Origin of the sequence: Pseudomonas sp. D3-10 (genome assembly GCF_051132175.1) — a bacterium.
Taxonomy (GTDB): Bacteria; Pseudomonadota; Gammaproteobacteria; order Pseudomonadales; family Pseudomonadaceae; genus Aquipseudomonas.
Map to the genome: position 1 here is coordinate 3,097,480 of NZ_CP071668.1, position 22,895 is coordinate 3,120,374.

The window sequence follows — 22,895 nt, forward strand, 5'->3', positions numbered from 1 at the left end:
CAGAAACAAAACTAAGACAACATCCCCTGCATAATCCCCTGCAACACATCCAAATCAAACGGTTTATCCAAAATCGGCGCCTTGCGGGTAATGGGGCTATCCGTCTCGCGCACTTCCTGGGCGTAGCCACTGATGAAAATAACCTTCAGGTCCGGACGCAACCTCACCGCCGGCTCAGCGATCTGCACCCCGGAAATACCCCCGGGCAGACGGAAGTCGGTAATCATCATGTCCAGATGAGGCTTGCTCGCCAGGATCTCGAACGCCTGCTCGCCGTTTTCAGCCTGCAGCACCCGATACCCCTCCCCGGAAAGATAGGCCGACAGCACCATCAGGATCGAAGGGTCATCCTCGACGATCAATACAACGTCTTGCGCATCTTCACTCATGAGAAGCCTTTGTTGAATCAATAGCTGCTGATACGACCCTGGGGTCGCTCAGAGGTTGCGTCCGTTCGCCAGTTTTCTGAAAAGGCAGACAAACGCGAAACAACGCCCCTTCGTTGAGGCGGCTGTTGACCGTGATGATGCCGCCGTGGGCGGTGACGATCTGCTCGGAAATGAACAGCCCAAGGCCCAGGCCGGCGGCGGCGGCCTTGGACGACACCCGTTCGAATTGCTGAAAAATACGCTTCTGGTTCTCTTCGCTGATCCCGATCCCGTGGTCCTGGACCTCGATACAGGCATGCTCCGACGTCTGGTAAACGCGCACCTCAATCGGGCTCTTGCAGCCATAGCGCAACGCGTTCGTCAGCAGGTTCGAAACCACCTGCTCGATACGAAACTCATCCCAATGCCCTTCCACCGAAGGTTCGGCGGTACAAGTCACGGTGCATTCGGCGGCACTGATCTGTGGTTGAAAGTTGTGCAGCAGGTTTTGAACCAGCGCCGTCAGATTGAAACGGGTCGGACGGATGGACAACTTGCCGGTGCGGATCCGCGATACGTCCAGCATGTCCTCGATCAAACGGATCAAGCTCTTTATCTGGCGTTCGTCGCGCTCGACCATCGCCTTCACTTTATCCAGGGTGAAGGCGGCGGCGTTGTCCCGCGCCAAGTGCATTTTACGCAACTGCGTTTCCAGGATCAGGCCGTTGAGTGGCGTGCGGACTTCGTGGGCGACGATCGACATGAAGTCATCGCGCATGCGCACGGCCTGCTCCAGCTCGCCGCGAGTGGCTTGCAATTGCTCAAGCAACAGCTCTTGCTCCCGGCGGCTCTGCTCCAGGGCAAGCACTTGCTCCTTCATCGCCTTTCGCTGGCGATAAAGTTCGACGAACACATTGACCTTGCTTTTGACCGCATGGGTATCCAGCGGCTTGTGCAGGAAGTCCACCGCGCCGTTTTCGTAGCCGGTGAACGCGTAGTTGCGCTCCCGGCCGGCCGCGCTGACAAAGATGATCGGGATACTGCGGGTCTTTTCCGTGCCGCGCATCAACTCGGCCAGTTCGAAACCGTTCATGCCCGGCATCTGCACATCGATGATCGCCAAGGCAAAATCATGTTGCAAAAGCAGCGACAGCGCTTCGTCCGCCGACAAGGCCTTGAACACCTCGCGGTCATCGCGCTGGATCAGCGCTTCCAGGGCCAACAGATTCTCAGGCAGATCGTCGACGATCAGCAGTTTGGCTTGAATATCTCTTGGCATTTAGTTCATTCCAGCCCGGCCAGCAATTGGCCGATGCCCTGCAAAGTTAGGATATGGTCAGGCTCGTGCAAGCTAAGGGCCGCTTCAGGCATGGTGCAAACCTGCGCCTCCTTCGGGTCCTGGACGACCGTGATGCCGCCCAGCGCCTTGACCCTGGCCAAGCCTAGGGCGCCATCACTGTTGGCGCCGGTCAATACCACCGCCAGCAGACGAGGGCCATAGACATCGGCGGCTGACTCGAACAGCACGTCGATCGACGGCCGCGAATGGTGAACCGGCTCTTCGAGGCTCAGCGACAGGCTACGGTCGGCCTCGATCGAGAGGTGATAACCAGGGGTTGCAACGTACAAGGTGCCCGGAAGGATGTCTTGCTTGTCGCGGGCTTCTTCAACGGGTATCGCCAGGCGATGACGCAATACCTGGGCTAACTGACTGTCCCGCTCATCGGGCAAATGCAACACCACCAGCACAGGCAGGCTGAAGCCTTTGCGCAAGTGGCTGAAAATCTTGAGCAACGCTTCGACGCCGCCGGCGGATGCGCCGACGACGACTGCTTCGATCAAGTGGCTGGATCTGTCCGTCAGTGGATTCATAACTTGCGATAGATCCGTTCCTGTTTGACCAGCGGTTCGAACTGCGCACTGAACGCCGAAAAATCCAGCGTCTCCTTGCTCCCCAACACCAGGAACCCACGGTGGCAAAGGGACTCATGAAACAACCCGAAAGCGCGATCTTGCAGCTTTTTATTGAAATAGATCAATACGTTACGACATGAAACTAATTGGGTTTCTGAAAATACGCTATCGGTTGCCAGGCTGTGGTCGGCAAAGGTCACATGCTTGCACAAGGTCTTGTCGAACATCGCGTAATCGTAGGCGGCCGTATAGTAGTCGGCAAACGAACGCTTACCGCCGGCGAGCTGGTAATTCTGGGTGTAGGCCCGGACATTTTCCAGGGAAAAGATGCCCTGCTTGGCTTTTTCCAGGGAGCGCGGGTTGATGTCCGTGGCGTAAATGAACGTACGATCCAGCAACCCCTCTTCTCTTAGCAGGATGGCCATGGAATAGACCTCCTCCCCTGTGCTGCAACCGGCGATCCAGATCTTGATCGACGGGTAGGTCTTGAGCAGCGGCACCACTTCCTCGCGGATGGCAAGGAAATGCGCAGGATCGCGAAACATCTCACTGACAGGGATCGTCAGCAACTGCAGCAGTTGCATGAATGCGCCAGGGTCGTGCAACACACGTTCCTGCAAGGCCGATATGGTCTTGCATTCGAATTGGTTCAACGCATGCAGCACCCGGCGCTTGATGGAAGCGCCGGAGTAGTCGCGAAAGTCGTAGCTGTACTTCAAGTAGATCGCTTCGATCAACAAACGAAGCTCAATGTCTGTGTTTCGTTCCACTAGATTCTTTCCATATTCGGCAACCACACGCGAATCAGTGAGAACAGGCGATCCAGGTCAATCGGCTTGGCCAGGTAATCGTTGGAGCCCGCCGCCAGGCAACGCTCCTGATCATCCTTCATGGCCTTGGCGGTCACGGCGATAATCGGCAATTTGCGCCAGCGGGGGTCCTTGCGGATCAGCGTGGTCGCTTCGAAGCCATCCATCTCGGGCATCATCACATCCATCAGCACCAGGTCGATGTCTTCCACTTCATTCAAGCGATCAATCGCCTCATACCCATTGCGCCCGATCACCACGATCGCCCCCTTGGCCTCCAGGGCGCTGGTCAGAGCGAAGATATTGCGCACATCGTCGTCCACCAACAGCACCTTGCGGCCTTCGAAGACCTTGTCGCGGCTGCGGGCGGTCTGGAGCATGCGCTGTCGTTCATGGGACAACCGGGATTCGACTTTGTGCAGAAAGAGAGTGACTTCGTCCAACAGGCGTTCCGGCGAGCGGGCGCCCTTGATGATGATCGAGCGTGAATATTTGCGCAGCTCCGCTTCCTCATCCCGCGTCAGGTTACGCCCGGTGTAGACGATCACTGGCGGAAATGAACAGATCTCTTCGCTGGACATGCGCTTGAGCAAGTCATTGCCCAGCATGTCCGGCAGCTTGAGGTCGATGATCATGCAGTCGTAGACGTTATTGCGCAGCAGGTCCAGGGCTTGCTGCGCCAGGCCTACGGCGGTGATCTCGATGTCGTCGTCGCCGATCAGACGGGTAATGCTGTCGCGCTGCAAGTCATCGTCTTCAACCAACAGCACCCGTTTGACCTTCTGGGTCAGCTTGGCCTCCAAGCGCGCAAACACGTCCTTGAGCTCCTCCCGGGTGGTCGGTTTGACGGCGTAACCAATGGCGCCCATGTGCATCGCCGCTTCGACGCGGTCTTCGACGGAAATGACGTGCACCGGGATGTGGCGGGTCTGGGCCTGTTCCTTCAGGCGTTGCAAAACGGTAAGCCCGGAGTGATCCGGCAGGCGCATGTCCAGCAGAATGGCATCGGGACTCAGTTGCAGGGCCAGATCAAAGCCTTCGTCGGCGCCATGGGCCACCAGGCACTGGTAGCCCAGCTCATGGGCGAGGTCGAACAGGATGCGGGCAAACTTGGGTTCGTCCTCGATGACCAGGATGCAACGGGAATCGAACGGCGCCTTGTCCCGGTCGTCGGCGAATTGCGGGAGGGGTGCGTCCACCTCGGCAATCAGCGGCACGGGTGCCGGGGCACGGGTCGTTGCAGGCACGGTTGCGGTCGGGGTAAAGGTCACTGGATTCACCGGATTTTCCCCGGGCTCGACGTAACGCTCCGGCAAGACCAGCGTAAAGACACTGCCCTGCCCTGGCTCGCTGGTCACCGAGATCGAACCGCCCAGCAAGGTCGCCAGGTCTCGGGAGATCGACAGCCCCAGCCCGGTGCCGCCATAGCGGCGGTTGGTGGTGCCATCGGCCTGGCGGAACGCCTCGAAGATACTCTGTTGCTGATCGGCGGCGATGCCGATGCCCGAATCACGCACCATGAAGGCAATGCCCGAGCCCGGCTGGCCGGTTACGGACACCTGGACCGAACCCCGTTCGGTGAACTTCACCGCGTTGGACAGCAGGTTCTTGAGTATCTGTTCGAGGCGCTGGCGGTCGGTGTACAGCATCGACGGCGCGTCCGGCAGCAACTGCACCTCGAAGTCCAGTCCCTTTTCAGCCGTCAACGGCTTGAACGTATCCTGGAGCCCTTCCACCAAACGCGCCACGCTGGTGTTTTCCGGCCGCACTTCCAGCTTGCCGGCCTCGACCTTGGAAATGTCGAGGATGTCATTGATCAGGTTCAGCAAGTCATTGCCGGCGGAGTAGATCGACTCGGCAAACTTCACCTGTTCATCGCTGAGGTTATTGTGAGGGTTCTCCGCCAGCAATTTGGACAGGATCAGCGAACTGTTGAGCGGTGTGCGCAGCTCATGGGACATGTTGGCCAGGAACTCGGACTTGTACTTGCTCGAACGCTGCAATTCTTCGGCGCGTTCCTGCAATTGGATCTGGGCCAGGTTCAGCTCGCTGTTCTTCTGGTCCATGGCGTCGCGCTGCTCGGCCAGTTGTTCGTTGGTCTGCTCCAGTTCCTGTTGCTGGGCTTCCAGGTGCGCCTGGGATTCCTTCAGGATGCGCGACTGTTCCTCCAGCTCTTCGTTGGCGGTCTTGAGCTCTTCCTGCTGCACTTGCAACTCTTCGTTCAACTGCTGGGTTTCGGCCAGCACTTCTTGCAAGCGTTGACGATAGCGGGCCGCTTCGATGGACGTGCCGATGTTCCCGGCCACCAGCTCCAGCAGCTCGATGTCGCGCGCGGTCAACGGCCGCAGGAAGCCCAGTTCAACGACACCATTGATGCGGTCATCGTCACGGGTCGGCACCACCAGCACGCAGTTGGGCAGTCCCTCGCCGAGCCCCGAGCTGACCTTGAGATAATCCTGGGGCACATCGTCCAGCCGGATAAGACGCCCCTGCCGCACGGCCTGCCCGGCGATGCCCTCGCCATCGATGATGACCTGCTGGAGTTCGTCATCCTCCTTGGACATGCCATAGGTGGCGATACGCCGTAGCGTGCCGTTTTCTTCCCGTGCATAAAGGGCGGCGACCACGGTGCCCAGGTACTGGGCACAAAACTGCAAGATGTTGCGCCCCAGCAGATTCAAGCTCAACTGACCGAGGACCTGTTCCGCCAACTGGGTCTGGCCATTGCGCAACCAGGCCTGTTTCTCCAGGTGCAAGGCACTCTCCTGCTGGACTTTCAGGCTGGCGCTGTAGTTGCCAGACAGAGTCAGCAGATCCCGACGGCCAACATAGGCCAGCAGCCCACTGACTGCGGCGACGAACAGCAGATACAGAGCGATGCTCCAGACCGTGGTGGTGCGCACCTGTTCGTTACGTTCGGCGCGCAGTTGTTGCTCGGTCTCGACGACATCCTCGAAGGTCTTGCGTATTTCGTCGGTCAACCGCTTGCCCCGCCCGGCCTTGAGCGCACCGCGATAGTCGCCGCCGCTGCGATGAAGATCGATCATGCCTTGGGCGTAATTGGCCCATTCCACCTGGAGTGCCTCGATCCGGCGCAAGCGGTCGGTCTGTACCGGATTATCGGCTGTCAGTTCCAACAATGTGTCCAGTGCTACCGCAATCCGGGGCTTGGCCACTTCATAGGGGTCGAGGAAGTGCTCGTCGCCACTCAGCAGGAACCCGCGCATGCCTGTTTCCAGGTCAACGCTCAGCTTCAGCGCTTCGTTGGCGTTATTGATCACCCGGTCGGTGTGCCCGACCCATTGGATCACCGAGAGAAGGTAGGTGATCAGCACGATGAAAAACACCGCGCTGAGCGCACCGATACCCAAGGGGAGGCTGATGTTACGGCTCAGAAGCTTGCGAAAACTTTGTTCGTCGACCGAAGACGAAGGAGTCATGGAAAAGGCCTTGGTGAGCAGTTGAAAATCATGGAGTTTGCCCAAAAATACGGACTGGATCCACATTTCTGACGATTCAAGGTCGCAAATCCAAGGCGCTGTACCCCGGTTGTAAGGATGCGACTATCCTTGTCAGCTCTTGTACTATAGATCCTTTCTTGTACAGCTTCGGGAACTTGTGCCGCCTCTCGACTTACTCATGCATTACGGCCGGTTATTACCAAGCCCTTACGATTCCACCTTCCGAGAAGTCCATTATGTCCGTCCCTGCCCCTGTCACCCCTCCCACCATCCTGGTCGTCGAAGACGACAACATCGTGCGCATGTTGATTGTCGACGTGCTGGAGGAACTGGAATACGAGGTATTGGAGGCAGAAGGTGGCGAAGAGGCGCTTAAGCTCCTGGAGGAGAAGGACCGTTCCATCGACCTGATGATGACGGATGTCAGCATGCTGCCCATGGACGGTCGCGAGTTGGCAACAAAAGCACGCGAAGTGCGCCCCGGACTCCCCATCCTGTTCGCCAGCGGCTACGCCGAAAGCATCGACGTGCCAGAAGGCATGAGCGTCATCGGCAAACCGTTCTCCATCGATCAATTGCGCGACAAGGTCCAAAAGATTCTTTCTTGAGCGTGGACGCATTGTTGGTCACTATCGGCGCCCCGCGCGCCGATTGCGCCTGAAAATGCTCCAAGGATTGCCCGTCATGCCTCACCCCACCACCAAAGTCCTGGTTATCGGCTACGTCTGGCCCGAGCCACGCTCATCGGCGGCCGGCGGGCATGTCATGCAACTGCTCGAAGCCTTTCTCGAACAAGGCTGGGACATCACCTTCAGCAGCCCCGCCAGACCCGGTGAGAACCGCGCCGACCTGATTGGCCTGGGCATCCGGGAAGTACCGATCGAGCTCAATAGCAGCAGTTTTGATGTGTTTATCAGTGAGCTGGCGCCGGACATCGTCCTGTTCGACCAATTCATGATGGAAGAGCAGTTTGGCTGGCGGGTCGAAAAGCACTGCCCCGACGCCCTGCGCGTGCTCGAAACCTCGGATTTGCAAAGCCTGCGCCATGCACGGCATCAGCGACTGAAAGACCGCTTGAAGTCCGATGAGTCCTCCCAGGACTTCAGCGACCTGTTCGCCCCGGCCTTGCGCGAGGAATTCGAGCTGATGGCGGACACTGACATGGCAAGGCGGGAAATTGCAGCCCTCTTGCGTTGCGACCTGAACCTGATGGTATCTGAGTTCGAGATCGAGCTGCTGGTGGAACACTTCAAGGTGCCCCGCGAGCTGTTGCTCTGGTGCCCGTTGATGCTGGACTTGCCGACCGAGCCGTTCGTGCCCTTCGAAGACCGAGCGCATTTTCTCAGCATCGGCAATTTCCGCCACGCACCGAACTGGGACGCCGTGCTCTGGATGAAAAACGCTATATGGCCACTGATTCGCCAACGATTGCCGGGTGCGCAGCTGCATCTCTACGGGGCCTACACCCCGCCCAAGGCAGCGGCACTGCATAATCCAGCCCAAGGGTTTCATATCATGAACTGGGCCGAGGACGCCTTGCAGGTCATGTCCGGGGCACGTATCTGCCTGGCGCCGCTGCGTTTCGGCGCCGGCATCAAGGGCAAGCTGATCGAAGCCATGCTATGCGGCACGCCCAGTATCACCACGCCCATAGGTGCCGAAGCCATGCACGGCGGCATGCCCTGGCCCGGGGTGATCGCGCAAAGCGCCGAGGCCATCGCCGAAGCCGCCGTACAGCTGTATACCGACCAGGCGCGCTGGACCCATGCCCAGGGGGCCGGGTTGGCCTTGCTCGCGGAACGTTTTCGCAGGCAGGTCCACGGCCCTGCCTTGATTGACAGTATCAATGCCTGCCGCGTCGACCTTGCGCGGCGCCGTCGGGACAATTTCACCGGCAGCATGCTGCGCCACCACCAGCACAAGAGCACCCAGTACATGTCCCAATGGATCGAGGAAAAGAACCGCAACAGCTGACTCAATCGTCGCTCCGAGGGCTGGAACCCGGGCGGCGAAGGGGGCATTATCCAGCGGCGATAACAACAAAAGCGCCAAACCCATGACCCGCACAGCCAGAGTCACCGACCCTTCCTATGAGTTGATGGACGACCACAACGGGCTGTCCATCATCTACCGCCAGCACGGTTTTCCCTGTCCGCTGGTGCGCTGGCATTTCCACAAGGAATACGAGCTGCACCTGATCGTCGCCAGCTCGGGCAAGGTTTTCATTGGCGATTACATCGGCAATTTCTCCCCGCAATCGCTGTTCCTCACCGGCCCCAACCTGCCCCATAACTGGATCAGCCAGGTCGCCGAGGACGAAGTGGTGGCCAAGCGCGACATGCTGGTGAATTTCACCGATGAGCTGTTTGAAAGTGGGCACCAGGTATTTACCGAGCTCAAGACGCTCGCGCCGCTGCTCGAACGCGCTCAACACGGCATCGAGTTTCGCTGCAAGCGCACCGTCCGCCAGGCCATGACCTTGATGCAGCGCATCGCCGACGCGCAGGGCATGAGCCGGCTCGGCTACTTTTTCATCCTGATGGAGCTGTTGGCCAGCTGCGATGACTATCAATTGCTCTCTGGCGCCACCGCGCCACAAGCGGCTGATGAGCACAGCATCGACCGCACCAACCGCGCGGTGGACTATATTTTTGCCCACTACGCCCGGGAATTGCCCCTGGAAGAAGTGGCCGAGCACCTGGGGATGAAACCCACCTATTTCAGCCGGGTGTTCAAGCAAGCCACCGGGCGTTGCTTCATCGAGTTCGTCAATCGGCTGCGCATCAGCAAATCCTGCGAGCTGCTCGCCGACGGCGACAAGCCGGTGACGGATGTGTGCTTTGAGTCGGGCTTTAACAATATTTCCAACTTCAACCGACGCTTCCAGCAACTCAAGGGCATGACGCCTTCCCATTATCGGCGGCTGGCGGTGCAGCGGTTGACCGAGCAGAACCAGGGCTGAATTTTCACCGCCCCCCGTGGCGAGGGAGCTTGCTCCCGCTGGGCCGGGCTGGCGCTCCAGCGCGAAGCGGCCCCAAAATGGGGCTGCTGCGCAGCCCAGCGGGAGCAAGCTCCCTCGCCACAGGTTTTTCGCGAATTTCACTCAGTGCAAAAAAGTATCAGTAAAAGTGCGACGGATGATTTGTCATGCCGTCCATTGAGGGCTGTAATCAGCGCACATTCTTCCTCTCATCCGGAAGACACAAAAACAATAACTGTCCTTCTGCAGCCCGTGGGCGCGGAAAAGGAGTGCGCGATGAAACCTTCGGTAAAAGCTCTGCTTGTCTCCACCTGCATGACCCTCAGCAGCGTCAGTTTCGGCGCACAAACCCTGACCATTGCCACCGTCAACAACAGCGACATGATCCGCATGCAAAAGCTTTCGAAGACCTTCGAGGCCGAGCACCCGGACATCAAGCTGAACTGGGTGGTGCTTGAAGAAAACGTCCTGCGCCAGCGCCTGACCACCGACATCGCCACCCAGGGCGGTCAGTTCGACGTGCTGACCATTGGCATGTACGAAGCCGCACTCTGGGGCGCCAAAGGCTGGTTGGAACCGATGAAAGACCTGCCGGCCGCCTATGACCTGGACGACATTTTCCCGTCCGTGCGCGATGGCTTGTCGGTAAAGGGTTCGCTATACGCCCTGCCGTTCTATGCCGAAAGCTCGATCACTTACTACCGCACGGACCTGTTCAAGGACGCCGGGCTGACCATGCCCGAGCACTCGACCTGGACCCAGATCGGAGAGTTCGCGCAAAAACTCACCGACAAATCCAAGGAACAATATGGCCTGTGCCTGCGGGGCAAGGCCGGTTGGGGCGAGAACATGGCGCTGATCACGACCCTGGCCAACGGCTTTGGCGCGCGCTGGTTCGATGAGAAGTGGCAGCCGCAATTCAATGGACCCGAGTGGAAGGATGCCCTGAACTTCTACGTCGACAACATGAAGAAATCCGGCCCGCCGGGCGCTTCCAGCAACGGTTTCAACGAAAACCTGGCCCTGTTCAACAGCGGCAAGTGCGCGGTCTGGGTCGATGCCAGCGTCGCGGGCTCGTTCGTGACCGACAAGACCCAGAGCAAGGTGGCCGATCACGTAGGCTTCACCTTCGCGCCCCACGAGAAAACCGAAAAAGGCACGTCGTGGATGTACTCCTGGTCGCTGGCGATCCCGGCCAGTTCCAAAGCCAAGGAAGCCGCCAAAGTGTTTACGACTTGGGCAACGTCCAAGGAGTACGGCCAGTTGGTCGCCAAGACTGATGGCATTGCCAACGTACCACCGGGCACCCGCGCCTCCACTTACAGCGACGAGTACATGAAGGCCGCGCCGTTTGCCAAGGTAACGCTGGAATCGTTGAAAGTCGCCGACCCGAAAGCCCCCACCCTCAAGCCTGTGCCCTACATCGGCATCCAGTTGGTCACCATTCCCGAGTTCCAGGCCATCGGCACCCAGGTAGGCAAGTTCTTCTCGGGCGCACTGACCGGCCAGCAAACCGTGGACCAGGCGTTGACCGCCGCGCAATCCACCACCGAACGCGAGATGAAGCGCGCCGGGTATCCCAAGTAAAGGCCTGTAGGTATCCATTTGTGGCGAGGGAGCTTGCTCCCGCTGGCGGGCGAAGCCCGCCCTGGCGATCTGAAAGATTGCCTATCGATATGGGTCCGCTACGCGGTCCAGCGGGAGCAAGCTCCCTCGCCACAGGGAAACGCGTCGCATAAGAGTAAGCACTCATGAATACTTCAACAACGACAGTCAAAGCCCCCATCGAAATAGCCCCGCCGGCCCGCAAGATCCGCCTGGCCAACCCCGGCTGGTTCCTGGTCAGCCCTTCGGTCGCCTTGTTGCTGCTGTGGATGATTGTGCCCCTGGGCATGACCGTCTACTTTTCGATGATCCGCTACAACCTGCTGTACCCCGGCGAAAACGAATTCGTCGGGCTGGAAAACTTCACCTATTTCCTGACCGACTCGGGCTTCATGCCCGGCGCCACCAATACCCTGTTGCTGGTGGGCAGCGTGCTGTTGATCAGTATCGTCCTCGGGGTGTTGATCAGCGCGTTGCTGGAGGCCAGCGAGTTTTTTGGGCGCGGCATCGTCCGCGTGCTGCTGATCTCGCCGTTCTTCATCATGCCCACGGTCGGTGCGCTGATTTGGAAAAACCTGATTTTCCATCCAGTCTCCGGGATCCTCGCTTCGGTGTGGAAGCTCTTCGGCGCCCAACCGGTGGATTGGCTGGCGCACTACCCGCTGCTGTCGATCATCATCATCGTCAGCTGGCAATGGCTGCCCTTCGCGATCCTGATCCTGATGACCGCCATGCAGTCCCTGGACCAGGAACAGAAAGAAGCTGCCCGCCTGGACGGCGCCGGCCCCATCGCGATTTTCTGGCACTTGACCCTACCACACCTGGCCCGCCCGATTGCCGTGGTGGTGATGATCGAAACCATTTTCCTGCTGTCGGTGTTCGCCGAGATCTTCACCACCACCAACGGTGGCCCTGGTTATGCCTCGACCAACCTTGCGTACCTGATCTACAACCAGGCACTGGTGCAGTTCGACGTCGGCATGGCGTCGGCCGGCGGGCTGATTGCCGTGGTCATCGCCAACATCGCAGCCATCATCCTGGTCCGGATGATCGGCAAAAACCTCACCGACAAGCACTGAGGCCGTCGCCATGACTCTTCAACAATCCCGTCGACTGCAAAGCCTGCTGTTGGGCACGCTGGCCTGGGCCATCGCGATCCTGATCTTTTTCCCGATTTTCTGGATGGTGCTGACCAGCTTCAAGACCGAAATCGACGCCTTCGCCACGCCGCCGCAGTTCATCTTCGCGCCGACGCTGGAGAACTACCTGCACATCAACGAGCGCAGCAACTACTTCAGCTTCGCCTGGAACTCGGTGGTGATCTCCTTCAGCGCCACTGCTCTTTGCCTGCTGATCGCGGTGCCGGCGGCCTACTCCATGGCGTTCTACGAAACCCAGCGCACCAAAGGCACGCTGCTGTGGATGCTTTCCACCAAGATGCTGCCGCCGGTGGGCGTACTGATGCCGATCTACCTGCTGGCCAAGCAATTTGGCCTGCTGGACACGCGCCTTGCGCTGATCATCATCTACACGCTGATCAACCTGCCGATCGTGGTCTGGATGATTTACACCTATTTCAAGGACATCCCTCGCGACATCCTCGAAGCCGCGCGGCTGGACGGCGCCACCTTGTGGCAGGAAATGGTTCGTGTGCTGCTGCCCATCGCCAAGGGCGGGTTGGCGTCTACCGTGCTGCTGTCGCTGATCCTGTGCTGGAACGAGGCGTTCTGGTCGCTGAACCTCACCTCGTCCAAAGCGGCGCCGCTGACTGCCTTGATCGCCTCTTACTCCAGCCCGGAAGGCCTGTTCTGGGCCAAATTGTCCGCCGTCTCGACCCTGGCCTGCGCGCCGATCCTGATCTTCGGCTGGATCAGCCAGAAACAATTGGTGCGCGGCTTGTCCTTCGGCGCGGTGAAATAACGCGCCTTACACAGTTATCAGAAGTGGAGGCCCATCATCATGGCCAACCTGAAAATCAAGAATCTGCAAAAAGGCTTCGAAGGTTTCTCCATCATCAAGGGCATCGACCTTGAAGTGAACGACCGCGAGTTCGTGGTGTTCGTCGGCCCGTCGGGCTGCGGCAAGTCCACGCTGCTGCGGTTGATCGCCGGCCTTGAAGAAGTCAGCGACGGCACCATCGAACTGGACGGCCGCGACATCACTGAAGTCAGCCCGGCCAAGCGCGACCTGGCGATGGTGTTCCAGACCTACGCCCTTTACCCGCACATGAGCGTGCGCAAGAACATGTCCTTCGCCCTGGACTTGGCCGGCGTGCCCAAGGCCGACGTCGAGAAGAAAGTCAACGAAGCGGCGCGCATCCTCGAACTGGGGCCGATGTTGGAGCGCAAGCCCAAGCAACTGTCCGGTGGACAGCGCCAGCGCGTGGCGATCGGCCGGGCCATCGTGCGCAATCCGAAGATTTTTCTGTTCGACGAACCTCTGTCCAACCTCGACGCCGCCCTGCGGGTGCAGATGCGTTTGGAATTGGCGCGTCTGCACAAGGAACTGCAAGCGACGATGATCTACGTGACCCACGACCAGGTCGAAGCCATGACTCTGGCCGACAAGGTCGTCGTGCTCAACAGCGGGCGCGTCGAGCAGGTGGGCTCGCCTCTGGAGCTGTACCATCAGCCGGCGAACCTGTTCGTCGCCGGCTTCCTCGGAACGCCGAAGATGGGCTTCCTCAAGGGCAAGGTCACCGGCCTGGACGACCAGGGTTGTGAAGTGCTGCTGGACGCCGGCACTCGCATCAGCCTGCCGCGAATTGGCTCGAACTTGAGCATCGGCGGCGCGGTAACCCTGGGGATTCGCCCGGAGCACCTTAACCTGGCCCAGCCGGGCGATTGCACGCTGCGGGTGACCGCCGATGTCAGCGAGCGCCTGGGCAGCGACACCTTCTGTCACGTCATCACCGCTTCCGGCGAAGCCCTGACCATGCGCGTGCGCGGTGACCTGGCGAGCCGATTCGGCGAGCAACTGGACCTGCACCTGGACGCCGAACACTGCCACTTATTCGATGCCGAGGGCGTAGCGGTTTCCCGCGCGCTGCGCGCTGCCGCCTGATTGCCGAGATTTTGCGATGAAACTCAACCGACAGAACCTGCACAACCTCAACGCAGAGGTCGTCCTGCCCGCTTATAACCTGGACGACCGGCGCCAAGGCATCGCCCACATCGGTGTCGGTGGCTTCCACCGTGCGCACCAGGCGTATTACACCGATGCATTGATGAACACCGGCGAAGGCCTCGACTGGGCCATTTGCGGCGTAGGCCTGCGCCCCGAAGATCGCCGCGCCCGGGACGACCTGGCCGGCCAGGACTTCCTGTTCACCCTCTATGAACTGGGCGACACCGACGACACCGAAGTCCGGGTGATCGGTGCCATCACCGACATGCTGCTGGCCGAAGACAGCACCCAGGCATTGATCGACAAGCTGGCCGACCCGCAGATCCGCATCGTCTCGCTGACCATCACCGAAGGTGGCTACTGCATCGACGACAGCAACGGCGAGTTCATGGCCCACCTGCCGCAGATCCAGCACGACCTGGCCCACCCCGACGCGCCGAAGACCGTGTTTGGATTTCTGTGCGCAGCCCTGGCCAAGCGCCGCGCCGAGGGGACGCCGGCGTTTACCTTGATGTCTTGCGATAACCTGCCCCACAACGGCGCGGTGACGCGCAAGGCGCTGCTGGCCTTCGCCGCGCTGCGTGACCCGGCGCTGGGGCAATGGATTGACCGCAACGTGAGTTTCCCCAACGCCATGGTCGACCGCATCACCCCGATGACCAGTGGCGCCCACCGCTTGCAGTTGCATGACGAGCATGGCATCGATGACGCTTGGCCGGTGGTATGCGAGCCGTTCGTGCAGTGGGTATTGGAAGACAAGTTCGTCAACGGTCGCCCGGCCTGGGAGAATGTCGGCGTGCAATTTACCGACGACGTTTCGCCTTACGAAGAAATGAAGATCAAGCTGCTCAACGGCAGCCATCTCGCCCTGACCTACCTGGGTTTCCTCAAGGGTTATCGCTTCGTCCACGAAACCATGAACGACCCGTTGTTCGTGCGCTACATCCGCGCCTACATGGACTTGGACGTCACGCCCCAACTGGCGCCCGTACCCGGCATCGATCTGACGCTGTACAAGGACACCCTGGTGGAGCGCTTCTCCAACCAGGCCATCGCCGACCAACTGGAACGGGTGTGTTCGGATGGCTCGTCGAAATTTCCGAAGTTCACCGTACCGACCCTCAATCGCCTGATTGCCGACGGCGGCGAGACCCGCCGCGCGGCGTTGGTGGTGGCGGCCTGGGCGGTGTATCTAAAGGGTGTGGACGAGAATGGCGCGGTCTATTCAATTCCCGACCCTCGCGCGGCTTTCTGCCAGGCGCTGGTGGCTGACGATGCCCTGGTGACCCAGCGGATGTTGGAAGTAGAAGAAATCTTCGGCACGGCTATACCTCGCTCACCTGAATTCGTGGCAGCCTTCGAATGGTGTTGCAACAGCTTGCGCGAGCATGGGGTAACGCGGACGCTTGAGCGAGTGCTGGCGGATCAAGACTAGGTACGGCCCGCCTTTCGTGGCGAGGGAGCTTGCTCCCTCGCCACAGGTTCTGTATGTCCCCGACGATAATGTGATGCTGATCCGAGGATTTCCATGGCAAACCAACAACTGTTCCTGGGCATCGACTGCGGCACCCAAGGCACCAAGGCGCTGATCCTCGACGCGGCCAGCGGCCAGGTACTCGGCCTGGGCGCCGCGGCCCACAGCATGATCAGCGGCGCCAACGGCCGCCGTGAACAAGAGCCCCAGCAGTGGCTCGACGCATTCACCCAGGCGACGCACCAGGCATTGGCCGCCGCCGGGGTCGATGGCCAGGCGATTCTCGGCATCGGCGTGTCCGGGCAGCAGCATGGCTTGGTGCTGCTGGATGACCAAGGCCAGGTCCTGCGCCCGGCCAAGCTTTGGTGCGACACCGAGACCACCCCGGAAAACGATCGGCTGCTGGCGCACCTGGGCGGTGAAAGCGGCAGCCTCGAACGCCTCGGCGTTGTGATCGCGCCGGGCTATACGGTATCCAAATTGCTCTGGACCCAAGAGCAGCACCCCCAGGTCTTCGAGCGCATCGCCAGCGTCCTGCTGCCCCACGACTTCCTCAACCACTGGCTCACCGGTCGCCATTGCAGCGAATATGGCGACGCCTCGGGTACGGGTTATTTCAACGTACGCACCCGTCAGTGGGACGTGGCGCTGTTGCGGCATATCGACCCCAGCGGCCGGCTGCAATCGGCTTTGCCCGAACTGATCGAGGCTCACCACCCTGTCGGCAGGATCCTACCGGAGATCGCCGCACACCTGGGGCTGAACCCCGAGGCGGTGGTGTCCAGCGGTGGCGGAGACAACATGATGGGCGCCATCGGCACCGGCAACATCCAGCCCGGCGTGATTACCATGAGCCTCGGGTCCTCCGGCACCGTGTACGCCTATGGAGCGGAGCCTACCGTCAGTCCGCAGCCATCGGTAGCGACCTTTTGTTCCTCCAGCGGCGGCTGGCTGCCGCTGATCTGTACCATGAACCTGACCAACGCCACCGGGGCCGTGCGCGAGCTGCTGGACCTGGACATCGACACCTTCAACACCCTGGTATCCCAGGCACCGATCGGCGCCGAGGGCGTCTGGATGCTGCCATTCCTCAACGGTGAACGTGTCCCCGCCCTGCCCCACGCCACTGGCGCCCTGCTGGGCCTGACGACCACCAACCTGAGCCGGGCCAACCTGTGCCGCGCGGTGGTCGAAGGCACGACATTCGGCCTGCGCTACGGCCTGGACCTGTTGCGTGCCAATGGCCTCAAGGCCCAGAGCATCCGCCTGATCGGCGGCGGCTCGAAGAGCGCGGTCTGGCGGCAGATCGTCGCGGATATCATGGACACCACCGTCATCTGCACCGAGCAGAGCGAGGCGGCGGCCCTGGGCGGGGCAATCCAGGCTGCGTGGTGCCATGGCGGCGCGCAAGAATCCCTGGCCGATCTGTGCGAACGCTGCGTCACGCTCGACCCGGCCAGCGAAACCCGCCCCGTCATCGAGCATGTCGCGGCGTCGCAACACGCCTACGAACGTTACCGGCAACACGTCGCAACCCTTTGAGAGCAGGCAATTATGTATTTGGTGTGTGGTGAAGCGCTGTTTGATTTCTTCAGCGCAAATGAAGCACGAACCCCGGCTTCCCAAGTGAATTACAAAGCGATTGCCGGCGGCTCGCCCTTCAACGTGGCGGTGGGGCTGCGGCGGTTGGGGGTCGAATCAGCGCTGTTTACCGGGCTTTCCGCCGACTATCTGGGTCGTCGTCTGCACCAAGTGCTGGTCGACGAAGGCGTCAGCACCCGGTTCGCCCACGACTTCGATGTGCCAACGACCTTGGCGATGGTAGCTGTCGGGGCCAACGGCTCGCCGCATTACAGCTTCCGTGGCGAAGGCTGCGCGGACCGCCAACTGAGCCTCGACCATCTGCCGACCCTGGGCCCGGAGGTGCGCGGTTTGCACGTCGGCTCGTTTTCCCTCGTGGTGCAACCCGTTGGCGATACATTGCTTGCGCTCGTGCAACGCGAGAGCGGCAAACGCCTGATCAGCCTGGACCCGAACGTGCGGCTCAACCCGCAACCGGATATCGAGCTCTGGCGTTCGCGAATAGCGACACTGGTACCGTACGCCGACCTGATCAAAGTCAGTGACGAGGACTTGAGCCTTCTTTATCCCGACCGCGATCCACAGGATGTCATCGCAGGTTGGCTGGAACACCGCTGCCAACTGGCGTTCCTGACCCGTGGGGGCCAGGGCGCGACGGTGTTCAGCCGTCAGCATGGGGTGTGGTCGCTCCCCGCTTGCCCGGTGCAAATTGCCGATACCGTGGGCGCAGGCGACACGTTCCAGGCGGCGTTGATCGCTTGGCTGACCGAACAGCGATTGGATAATGTGGAGGGTTTGCATTCGCTGGACGCTGGGCAAATCGGCAAGATGCTCGACTTCGCGATGCGCGCTGCTGCGTTGACCTGCGCCAAAACCGGACCGGATTTGCCGTACCGCCAGCAGCTTGATTAGAAAGGAATGACTCGACGCCGGGTTCGAACACATCGGACCCGGGCGTCAGGCTTGCTTAGGTTGGGCTGGGGTTAGCGCCCGTTCATTCGGTGCTGCTGATGAAAATAATTGCCTGAACCGTGACCGTGATCCAGTTCAGTTCGCAGCTCGGCAATCAGATCATTGATCGCCCGGCAGCCCGTGAGCTTGGTGGCATCGATGTCGCTCTTGACCAGTGCTACGCGATCGGTTTCATGATCGTCGTAGATCTTGACGGTCATGGACAAGTCCGGTGACAAGGTGCATTGCGACCGCTTGGGCAGCAGGCTGCTTTCGATGATGTTTCGCATTTCGAGGGCAGATAAAAACATGGCAACTCTCTCCTGTTGAGCCAGCCAATTCATGTTCACGACGGCGGTATTTTCGTCCGTTTCTTCCCTGCGGACTGGACTGTGAATGCCGTGCCGTTCGTTCATTTTGGCGTTTTCTGGTGTTGGGGCCCGTAGATCGGGCTCCTGTATTTACCCGCAATTAATATGCCCATGTCTGAATACTTCCAGACTGTTACAAATCAATGACTTAGCCAGTAACGCCCCTGGAAGGACCATGCAAAATGCATGGCGAGGGCCTTTCTTCCATGCAAACTGCAATCAGTCAGTTCGACTTGCCACGCTCAGAGTAGCCACTGTTTCGACTTGATGGCCGGGCGTCCGTCGGCTGATTCAAAAAAGTTCGCCTGACGGTTCAACATCAAGCGATTTCCACGGCAGCACGTTCCGCCACGTGGCCCAAGCTGTCGAAGTTAATGTTGGCACCAGAATCGATAGCAACGAACGTTTGCCCTTGCGCTCCGCTTTGCGCCACGTGTTGCTTGATTCCCGCTACCGCCAGTGCACCGGAGGGTTCGGTGATCGAACGTGTATCGTCGTAAATATCTCTGATCGCCGAGCAGAGCTGGTCATTGGTCACGGTGATCACATCATCGACACAGAAGCGACAGATATCGAAACCGTGGGCGCCGATCTGCGCCACCGCCACACCATCGGCAAAAGTGCCCACGCTGGGGAGCGTCACCCGCGCACCCGCTGCCAGCGCGGCTTGAAGACAGGCGGAGTGTTCTGATTCAACGCCGATGATGCGGACTTCGGGGCGTAGATATTTGACGTATGCCGCCACCCCGGCGATCAGCCCTGCGCCGCCCACTGGAACGAAAATCGCGTCCAATCGGCCTGGATGCTGGCGCAGGATCTCCATCGCAACGGTTCCCTGCCCGGCGATAACATCCGGATCGTCGAACGGTGAAACGAACTCCCGCCCGCTGCGGCGAGCCAGTTCCAACGCGAACGCCAAGGCAAACGGGAAACTTCCACCGTGCAACAACGCCTCGGCGCCTCGGCTGCGTACACCTGTCACTTTCAATTGCGGCGTGGTCTGCGGCATCACAATGCAGGCCGAAATGCCCAGCTCCCGCGCCGCCAGCGCCACGCCCTGGGCATGATTGCCCGCCGAGGCGGTGATGACCCCACGGCTGCGCTGCTCCGGGGTCAGTTGCACCAACTTGGTGTAAGCACCGCGGATCTTGAAAGAAAAGGTCGGCTGCAGATCTTCACGCTTGAGCAGGATCTGATTGCCGAGGGCCTGGGATAGCGCGGGTGCCGCCTGCAACGGTGTGGCCACCGCCAGCTCGTAGACCGGGGCGGCAAGGATCCTTTTTACATACTGTTCCAGCAAATCCAGCTCGGCACTGGTCGGGGTCATGGCGGTCTCCTGGTTCTGAAGAAGCCCTGGAGACAGAAAGAAAAAACCCGCCTCTAGGGCGGGTTCGGTGCAGCCGTCAGCTAGCCCGCCAATCAGGAGTGGCGGTAATAATGCTTGGCTGGCTGCGCAATACGGTGGAAGTCATGGCTGGAAATTAGCCGCGACGAAGCGGTAAGTCAACGGAAATCAAGTCGCTGCAATCTTGTGGCGAAGGGGTGAATCCCCTCGCCACAACTTTAGTTTCATCGCATCGCGATTACTTCAGTCCGACCTTGTACAACGCGCCGTCATCTTCGTCCGTCAATACGTAGAGGAAACCATCCGGGCCCTGGCGAACATCGCGGATGCGCTCCTTGAGCTCACCCAGCAAGCGCTCTTCATGAACGACCTTGTCACCTTCGAACTCCAGGCGAATCAGGTCCTTGGACACCAGCGCGCCGATAAACGCGTTGCGCTGCCAAGGCTTGAAACGATCGTTGTCGTAGAACGCCATGCCGCTGAGCCCCGGCGATACCTGCCAGACGTGGTGCGGCCCTACGGTGCCTTCGACAGTCTTGCCCTGGGCCTCGGGAATCGGCGCGCCGGAATAGTTGTCGCCATGGGTCGCCAACGGCCAGCCATAGTTCTTGCCTCGCTCGATGATGTTCATCTCGTCACCACCCTTGGGGCCGTGCTCGTTTTCCCACAACGTGCCGTTCCAGGGGTTCAGCGCAGCGCCTTGGGGGTTACGAAGGCCGTATGACCAGATCTCCGGGCGTACGTTTTTCTGGCCGATGAAGGGGTTGTCGTCAGGCACCTTGCCGTCGGGGTAGACCCGCACGATCTTGCCCTGCAGCTTGTCCAGGTCCTGGGCGGTGGCACGGTCGTTGTTCTCCCCAAGCGTAATGAAGAGATAGCCATCCCGGTCGAACACCAGGCGGGAACCGAAGTGGTTGCCAGTGGAGAGCTTGGGCTGCTGTCGGAAAATCACGTCGAAGCCGTCAAGGCTTTTCAAGTCCTTGGACAATTGCCCCCGACCCACGGCAGTGCCGGCCTTGCCGTCCTCCCCGGCCTCGGCGTAGGACAGGTAGATCGTGCGGTCCTGCTTGAAGTCCGGAGACAGCACCACATCCAGCAAACCGCCCTGTCCCTTGGCCCAGACCCGCGGAACACCGTTCAGCGGTGCAGACAATCTTCCATCGGTGCTAACCCACCGCAGGTTGCCGGCGCGCTCCGTCACCAGCATGCCTTGCTGGTCAGGCAGGAACGCCACGGACCAAGGGTGCTCGAGCCCCCTTGCTACCGTCGTGACTTCGAGGGTGCCCTCCTCGCTCTTCAATGCCTGGACTTGCGCGGCGAAGACCGGTGTAGCGAAGACCACCATCGCGCTGGCAAACAGGGTGGCCCGGAATGTTTTACGCAACATGCACACTTCCTTCTGTGGTGACATGGATCAGGACGGCGCCTCAGCGATTGCCGTTGTTCGTGTTCCTGGGGGGTGTCGGAGATTCGATCGTCGGCCGTGGCGAACCGGCTGGCGAGCCAGCCCGAGGATAGCCGTTGCCGATACCGCCATTTTCCAGGGTCGGGGGCCGCGGCACCGGCACCGTCGGGTTGCTGCGAATGGTTGGCACGTTGGGCTGGGTGCCCTGCATGCTGTTGGGGTTGGCCCGGCGGATCGGGCTGTTGTACGGATTGTTGTAGCCCGGCACGTTCTGCGCTAGCAACACGGGCCCGGTGACCGGGGTAACGGCCTGGGCCGTAGCGCTCATGAAAAGCGCTATCAAGGCGAGCACCCGCCTGTTCATGGAAACCTCCCTGCAACACGAGACGATACCGGCATATCGAAAGCACGCTACGCCGCAGGTTCGTTGTTGTTAAGCGAAATATCCCACTGAAGATGTAACGAGGCATCTCCGCCTGCGGCCTCCCATGGACGTCAACCGCAGCCAGCCGGCGCCCGGCGGAAACTTTTCCCAAGCCAGTGGGGTCACCAGAGAGACCACTCACCGGTAAGGAAAAATGCACCATGGCACGGGCAATCTGGAAAGGCGCAATCAGTTTCGGACTGGTCCACATTCCCGTGGCGCTGGTGTCGGCCACAGCGTCCCAAGGCGTGGATTTCGACTGGCTGGACAAACGCAGCATGGATCCGGTGGGGTATAAGCGTGTCAACAAGGTCACCGGCAAGGAAGTGACCAAGGATGACATCGTCAAAGGCGTGCAGTACCAGAAGGGTCAATACGTGCTGATCAGCGAGGAGGAAATTCGCGCAGCCCACCCCAAGTCCACCCAGACCATCGACATTTTCTCTTTTGTCGACAGCGAGAAGATCCCGCTACAGAACATCGACAAGCCTTATTTTCTGGCGCCGGACAAGCGCGGCGGCAAGGTCTATGCGCTGCTGCGCGAGACCCTGCTCAAGACCAACAAAGTCGCCCTGGCGAATGTGGTGCTGCATACCCGCCAGCACCTGGCGGCGCTCATGCCGCTGGAATCGGCCCTGGTGCTGGTGATGCTGCGCTGGCCTGCCGAAGTCCGCGAACTCGATGTACTGGAACTGGGCGACGAAGTGACCAACCCCACGTTGGCGAAAGGCGAACTGGAGATGGCCAAACGCCTGGTGCAAGACATGAGTGGTGACTGGGAGCCCCAGGAGTACCGCGACAGTTTCCAGGAAAAAATCATGGAGCTGGTGGAGAAAAAGGCCACCGAAGGCCGGCTCGAAGCGGTGGAAACCGACCCTGGCGAAGAACAGCGCAAGACCGCCGACGTCATCGACCTTACCGAACTGCTCAAGCGCAGCCTTGGCGGCAAGGGCAAGGCCCCGGAAAAACCAGCCGAAAAGACTGCGGCAAAATCGACCAAGACGCGTAAATCCGCTCCAGCTAAAAAAGCCACCAAGGCCTCCCAGGGCTAAACCCCGGGCGCCTGCAATACAAGGGAATC

General features: G+C 60.2%; 20 protein-coding genes. 11 read left to right on the forward strand and 9 right to left on the reverse strand.

Annotated elements, in window-relative coordinates:
• Positions 1-11 precede the first annotated feature (11 nt).
• Genes J3P90_RS13920 through J3P90_RS13940 form a run of 5 tightly spaced genes read right to left on the reverse strand, consistent with a single transcriptional unit; the run spans position 12 to position 6,531 of the window.
• Positions 12-389 (reverse strand): response regulator, encoded by a 378-nt coding sequence (locus J3P90_RS13920; RefSeq protein ID WP_030142671.1) that lies wholly within the window; start codon positions 387-389, stop codon positions 12-14.
• Positions 382-1,647, reverse strand: coding sequence for a hybrid sensor histidine kinase/response regulator (locus tag J3P90_RS13925; protein WP_434611303.1), 1,266 nt, complete (start codon positions 1,645-1,647; stop codon positions 382-384). Before J3P90_RS13925 ends, J3P90_RS13920 begins: the two co-directional genes overlap by 8 nt.
• Positions 1,648-1,652: 5 nt before the next feature.
• Entirely contained in the window at positions 1,653-2,240 is a 588-nt protein-coding gene (locus tag J3P90_RS13930) for a chemotaxis protein CheB (protein ID WP_420766868.1), read from the reverse strand.
• A complete protein-coding gene (locus tag J3P90_RS13935) occupies positions 2,237-3,052 on the reverse strand; it encodes a CheR family methyltransferase (RefSeq protein WP_420766867.1) in 816 nt (271 codons plus the stop codon). Before J3P90_RS13935 ends, J3P90_RS13930 begins: the two co-directional genes overlap by 4 nt.
• Positions 3,052-6,531 carry a response regulator gene (locus J3P90_RS13940; protein WP_434563934.1) on the reverse strand — a complete coding sequence of 1,160 codons (3,480 nt, stop codon included), beginning with the start codon at positions 6,529-6,531 and terminating at the stop codon, positions 3,052-3,054. The genes J3P90_RS13935 and J3P90_RS13940 overlap by 1 nt, the downstream gene beginning before the upstream one ends.
• A gap of 257 nt (positions 6,532-6,788) precedes the next feature.
• On the opposite strand from J3P90_RS13940, the gene J3P90_RS13945 reads away from it, so the two are divergent.
• The 10 genes from J3P90_RS13945 (at position 6,789) to J3P90_RS13990 (ending at position 18,230) form a co-directional block, all read left to right on the forward strand.
• On the forward strand, positions 6,789-7,160 hold the full coding sequence (locus J3P90_RS13945; RefSeq protein ID WP_420766865.1) for a response regulator: 372 nt from the start codon (positions 6,789-6,791) through the stop codon (positions 7,158-7,160).
• A 76-nt stretch (positions 7,161-7,236) separates the two neighbouring features.
• A complete protein-coding gene (locus J3P90_RS13950; protein ID WP_434674895.1) occupies positions 7,237-8,526 on the forward strand; it encodes a glycosyltransferase in 1,290 nt (429 codons plus the stop codon).
• An 82-nt stretch (positions 8,527-8,608) separates the two neighbouring features.
• On the forward strand, positions 8,609-9,514 hold the full coding sequence (locus tag J3P90_RS13955; RefSeq protein WP_420766863.1) for an AraC family transcriptional regulator: 906 nt from the start codon (positions 8,609-8,611) through the stop codon (positions 9,512-9,514).
• A gap of 294 nt (positions 9,515-9,808) precedes the next feature.
• Positions 9,809-11,119, forward strand: coding sequence for an ABC transporter substrate-binding protein (locus J3P90_RS13960; protein ID WP_434674896.1), 1,311 nt, complete (start codon positions 9,809-9,811; stop codon positions 11,117-11,119).
• A 164-nt stretch (positions 11,120-11,283) separates the two neighbouring features.
• The gene (locus J3P90_RS13965) at positions 11,284-12,216 is read left to right on the forward strand and encodes a carbohydrate ABC transporter permease (protein WP_030142680.1); all 933 of its coding nucleotides are present in this window, start codon (positions 11,284-11,286) and stop codon (positions 12,214-12,216) included.
• Positions 12,217-12,226: 10 nt separating this feature from the next.
• The gene (locus tag J3P90_RS13970; RefSeq protein WP_014338173.1) at positions 12,227-13,057 is read left to right on the forward strand and encodes a carbohydrate ABC transporter permease; all 831 of its coding nucleotides are present in this window, start codon (positions 12,227-12,229) and stop codon (positions 13,055-13,057) included.
• A 39-nt stretch (positions 13,058-13,096) separates the two neighbouring features.
• Positions 13,097-14,200, forward strand: a complete 1,104-nt coding sequence (locus tag J3P90_RS13975; RefSeq protein ID WP_434611291.1) for an ABC transporter ATP-binding protein — start codon at positions 13,097-13,099, stop codon at positions 14,198-14,200.
• Between the two features lie 16 nt (positions 14,201-14,216).
• Positions 14,217-15,698, forward strand: a complete 1,482-nt coding sequence (locus J3P90_RS13980; RefSeq protein WP_434674897.1) for a mannitol dehydrogenase family protein — start codon at positions 14,217-14,219, stop codon at positions 15,696-15,698.
• Between the two features lie 93 nt (positions 15,699-15,791).
• Positions 15,792-17,279, forward strand: coding sequence for a xylulokinase (gene xylB / locus J3P90_RS13985; RefSeq protein WP_434674898.1), 1,488 nt, complete (start codon positions 15,792-15,794; stop codon positions 17,277-17,279).
• Positions 17,280-17,291: 12 nt separating this feature from the next.
• Positions 17,292-18,230 carry a carbohydrate kinase family protein gene (locus J3P90_RS13990; protein WP_434674899.1) on the forward strand — a complete coding sequence of 313 codons (939 nt, stop codon included), beginning with the start codon at positions 17,292-17,294 and terminating at the stop codon, positions 18,228-18,230.
• A gap of 71 nt (positions 18,231-18,301) precedes the next feature.
• Here J3P90_RS13990 and J3P90_RS13995 read toward each other — a convergent pair whose 3' ends face one another.
• The 4 genes from J3P90_RS13995 to J3P90_RS14010 form a co-directional block, all read right to left on the reverse strand.
• Positions 18,302-18,580, reverse strand: coding sequence for a DUF1652 domain-containing protein (locus tag J3P90_RS13995; protein WP_420766886.1), 279 nt, complete (start codon positions 18,578-18,580; stop codon positions 18,302-18,304).
• Positions 18,581-18,959: 379 nt separating this feature from the next.
• The gene (ilvA, locus tag J3P90_RS14000) at positions 18,960-19,967 is read right to left on the reverse strand and encodes a threonine ammonia-lyase, biosynthetic (protein ID WP_434674900.1); all 1,008 of its coding nucleotides are present in this window, start codon (positions 19,965-19,967) and stop codon (positions 18,960-18,962) included.
• Positions 19,968-20,223: 256 nt separating this feature from the next.
• Positions 20,224-21,372, reverse strand: coding sequence for a PQQ-dependent sugar dehydrogenase (locus J3P90_RS14005; RefSeq protein WP_434674901.1), 1,149 nt, complete (start codon positions 21,370-21,372; stop codon positions 20,224-20,226).
• Between the two features lie 40 nt (positions 21,373-21,412).
• Positions 21,413-21,754 (reverse strand): hypothetical protein, encoded by a 342-nt coding sequence (locus J3P90_RS14010; RefSeq protein WP_434674902.1) that lies wholly within the window; start codon positions 21,752-21,754, stop codon positions 21,413-21,415.
• 221 nt (positions 21,755-21,975) lie between these two features.
• Here J3P90_RS14010 and J3P90_RS14015 point away from each other — a divergent pair, with 221 nt between their 5' ends.
• A complete protein-coding gene (locus J3P90_RS14015; RefSeq protein WP_420766855.1) occupies positions 21,976-22,866 on the forward strand; it encodes a Ku protein in 891 nt (296 codons plus the stop codon).
• Positions 22,867-22,895 lie beyond the last annotated feature (29 nt).

Coding starts and splice junctions, on each gene's coding strand:
- J3P90_RS13920 (WP_030142671.1), bottom strand. CDS start 389: ATGAGTGAAGATGCGCAAGACGTTGTATTGATCGTCGAGGATGACCCT.
- J3P90_RS13925 (WP_434611303.1), bottom strand. CDS start 1,647: ATGCCAAGAGATATTCAAGCCAAACTGCTGATCGTCGACGATCTGCCT.
- J3P90_RS13930 (WP_420766868.1), bottom strand. CDS start 2,240: ATGAATCCACTGACGGACAGATCCAGCCACTTGATCGAAGCAGTCGTC.
- J3P90_RS13940 (WP_434563934.1), bottom strand. CDS start 6,531: ATGACTCCTTCGTCTTCGGTCGACGAACAAAGTTTTCGCAAGCTTCTG.
- J3P90_RS13945 (WP_420766865.1), top strand. CDS start 6,789: ATGTCCGTCCCTGCCCCTGTCACCCCTCCCACCATCCTGGTCGTCGAA.
- J3P90_RS13950 (WP_434674895.1), top strand. CDS start 7,237: ATGCCTCACCCCACCACCAAAGTCCTGGTTATCGGCTACGTCTGGCCC.
- J3P90_RS13955 (WP_420766863.1), top strand. CDS start 8,609: ATGACCCGCACAGCCAGAGTCACCGACCCTTCCTATGAGTTGATGGAC.
- J3P90_RS13960 (WP_434674896.1), top strand. CDS start 9,809: ATGAAACCTTCGGTAAAAGCTCTGCTTGTCTCCACCTGCATGACCCTC.
- J3P90_RS13965 (WP_030142680.1), top strand. CDS start 11,284: ATGAATACTTCAACAACGACAGTCAAAGCCCCCATCGAAATAGCCCCG.
- J3P90_RS13970 (WP_014338173.1), top strand. CDS start 12,227: ATGACTCTTCAACAATCCCGTCGACTGCAAAGCCTGCTGTTGGGCACG.
- J3P90_RS13975 (WP_434611291.1), top strand. CDS start 13,097: ATGGCCAACCTGAAAATCAAGAATCTGCAAAAAGGCTTCGAAGGTTTC.
- J3P90_RS13980 (WP_434674897.1), top strand. CDS start 14,217: ATGAAACTCAACCGACAGAACCTGCACAACCTCAACGCAGAGGTCGTC.
- xylB (WP_434674898.1), top strand. CDS start 15,792: ATGGCAAACCAACAACTGTTCCTGGGCATCGACTGCGGCACCCAAGGC.
- J3P90_RS13990 (WP_434674899.1), top strand. CDS start 17,292: ATGTATTTGGTGTGTGGTGAAGCGCTGTTTGATTTCTTCAGCGCAAAT.
- J3P90_RS13995 (WP_420766886.1), bottom strand. CDS start 18,580: ATGTTTTTATCTGCCCTCGAAATGCGAAACATCATCGAAAGCAGCCTG.
- ilvA (WP_434674900.1), bottom strand. CDS start 19,967: ATGACCCCGACCAGTGCCGAGCTGGATTTGCTGGAACAGTATGTAAAA.
- J3P90_RS14005 (WP_434674901.1), bottom strand. CDS start 21,372: ATGTTGCGTAAAACATTCCGGGCCACCCTGTTTGCCAGCGCGATGGTG.
- J3P90_RS14010 (WP_434674902.1), bottom strand. CDS start 21,754: ATGAACAGGCGGGTGCTCGCCTTGATAGCGCTTTTCATGAGCGCTACG.
- J3P90_RS14015 (WP_420766855.1), top strand. CDS start 21,976: ATGGCACGGGCAATCTGGAAAGGCGCAATCAGTTTCGGACTGGTCCAC.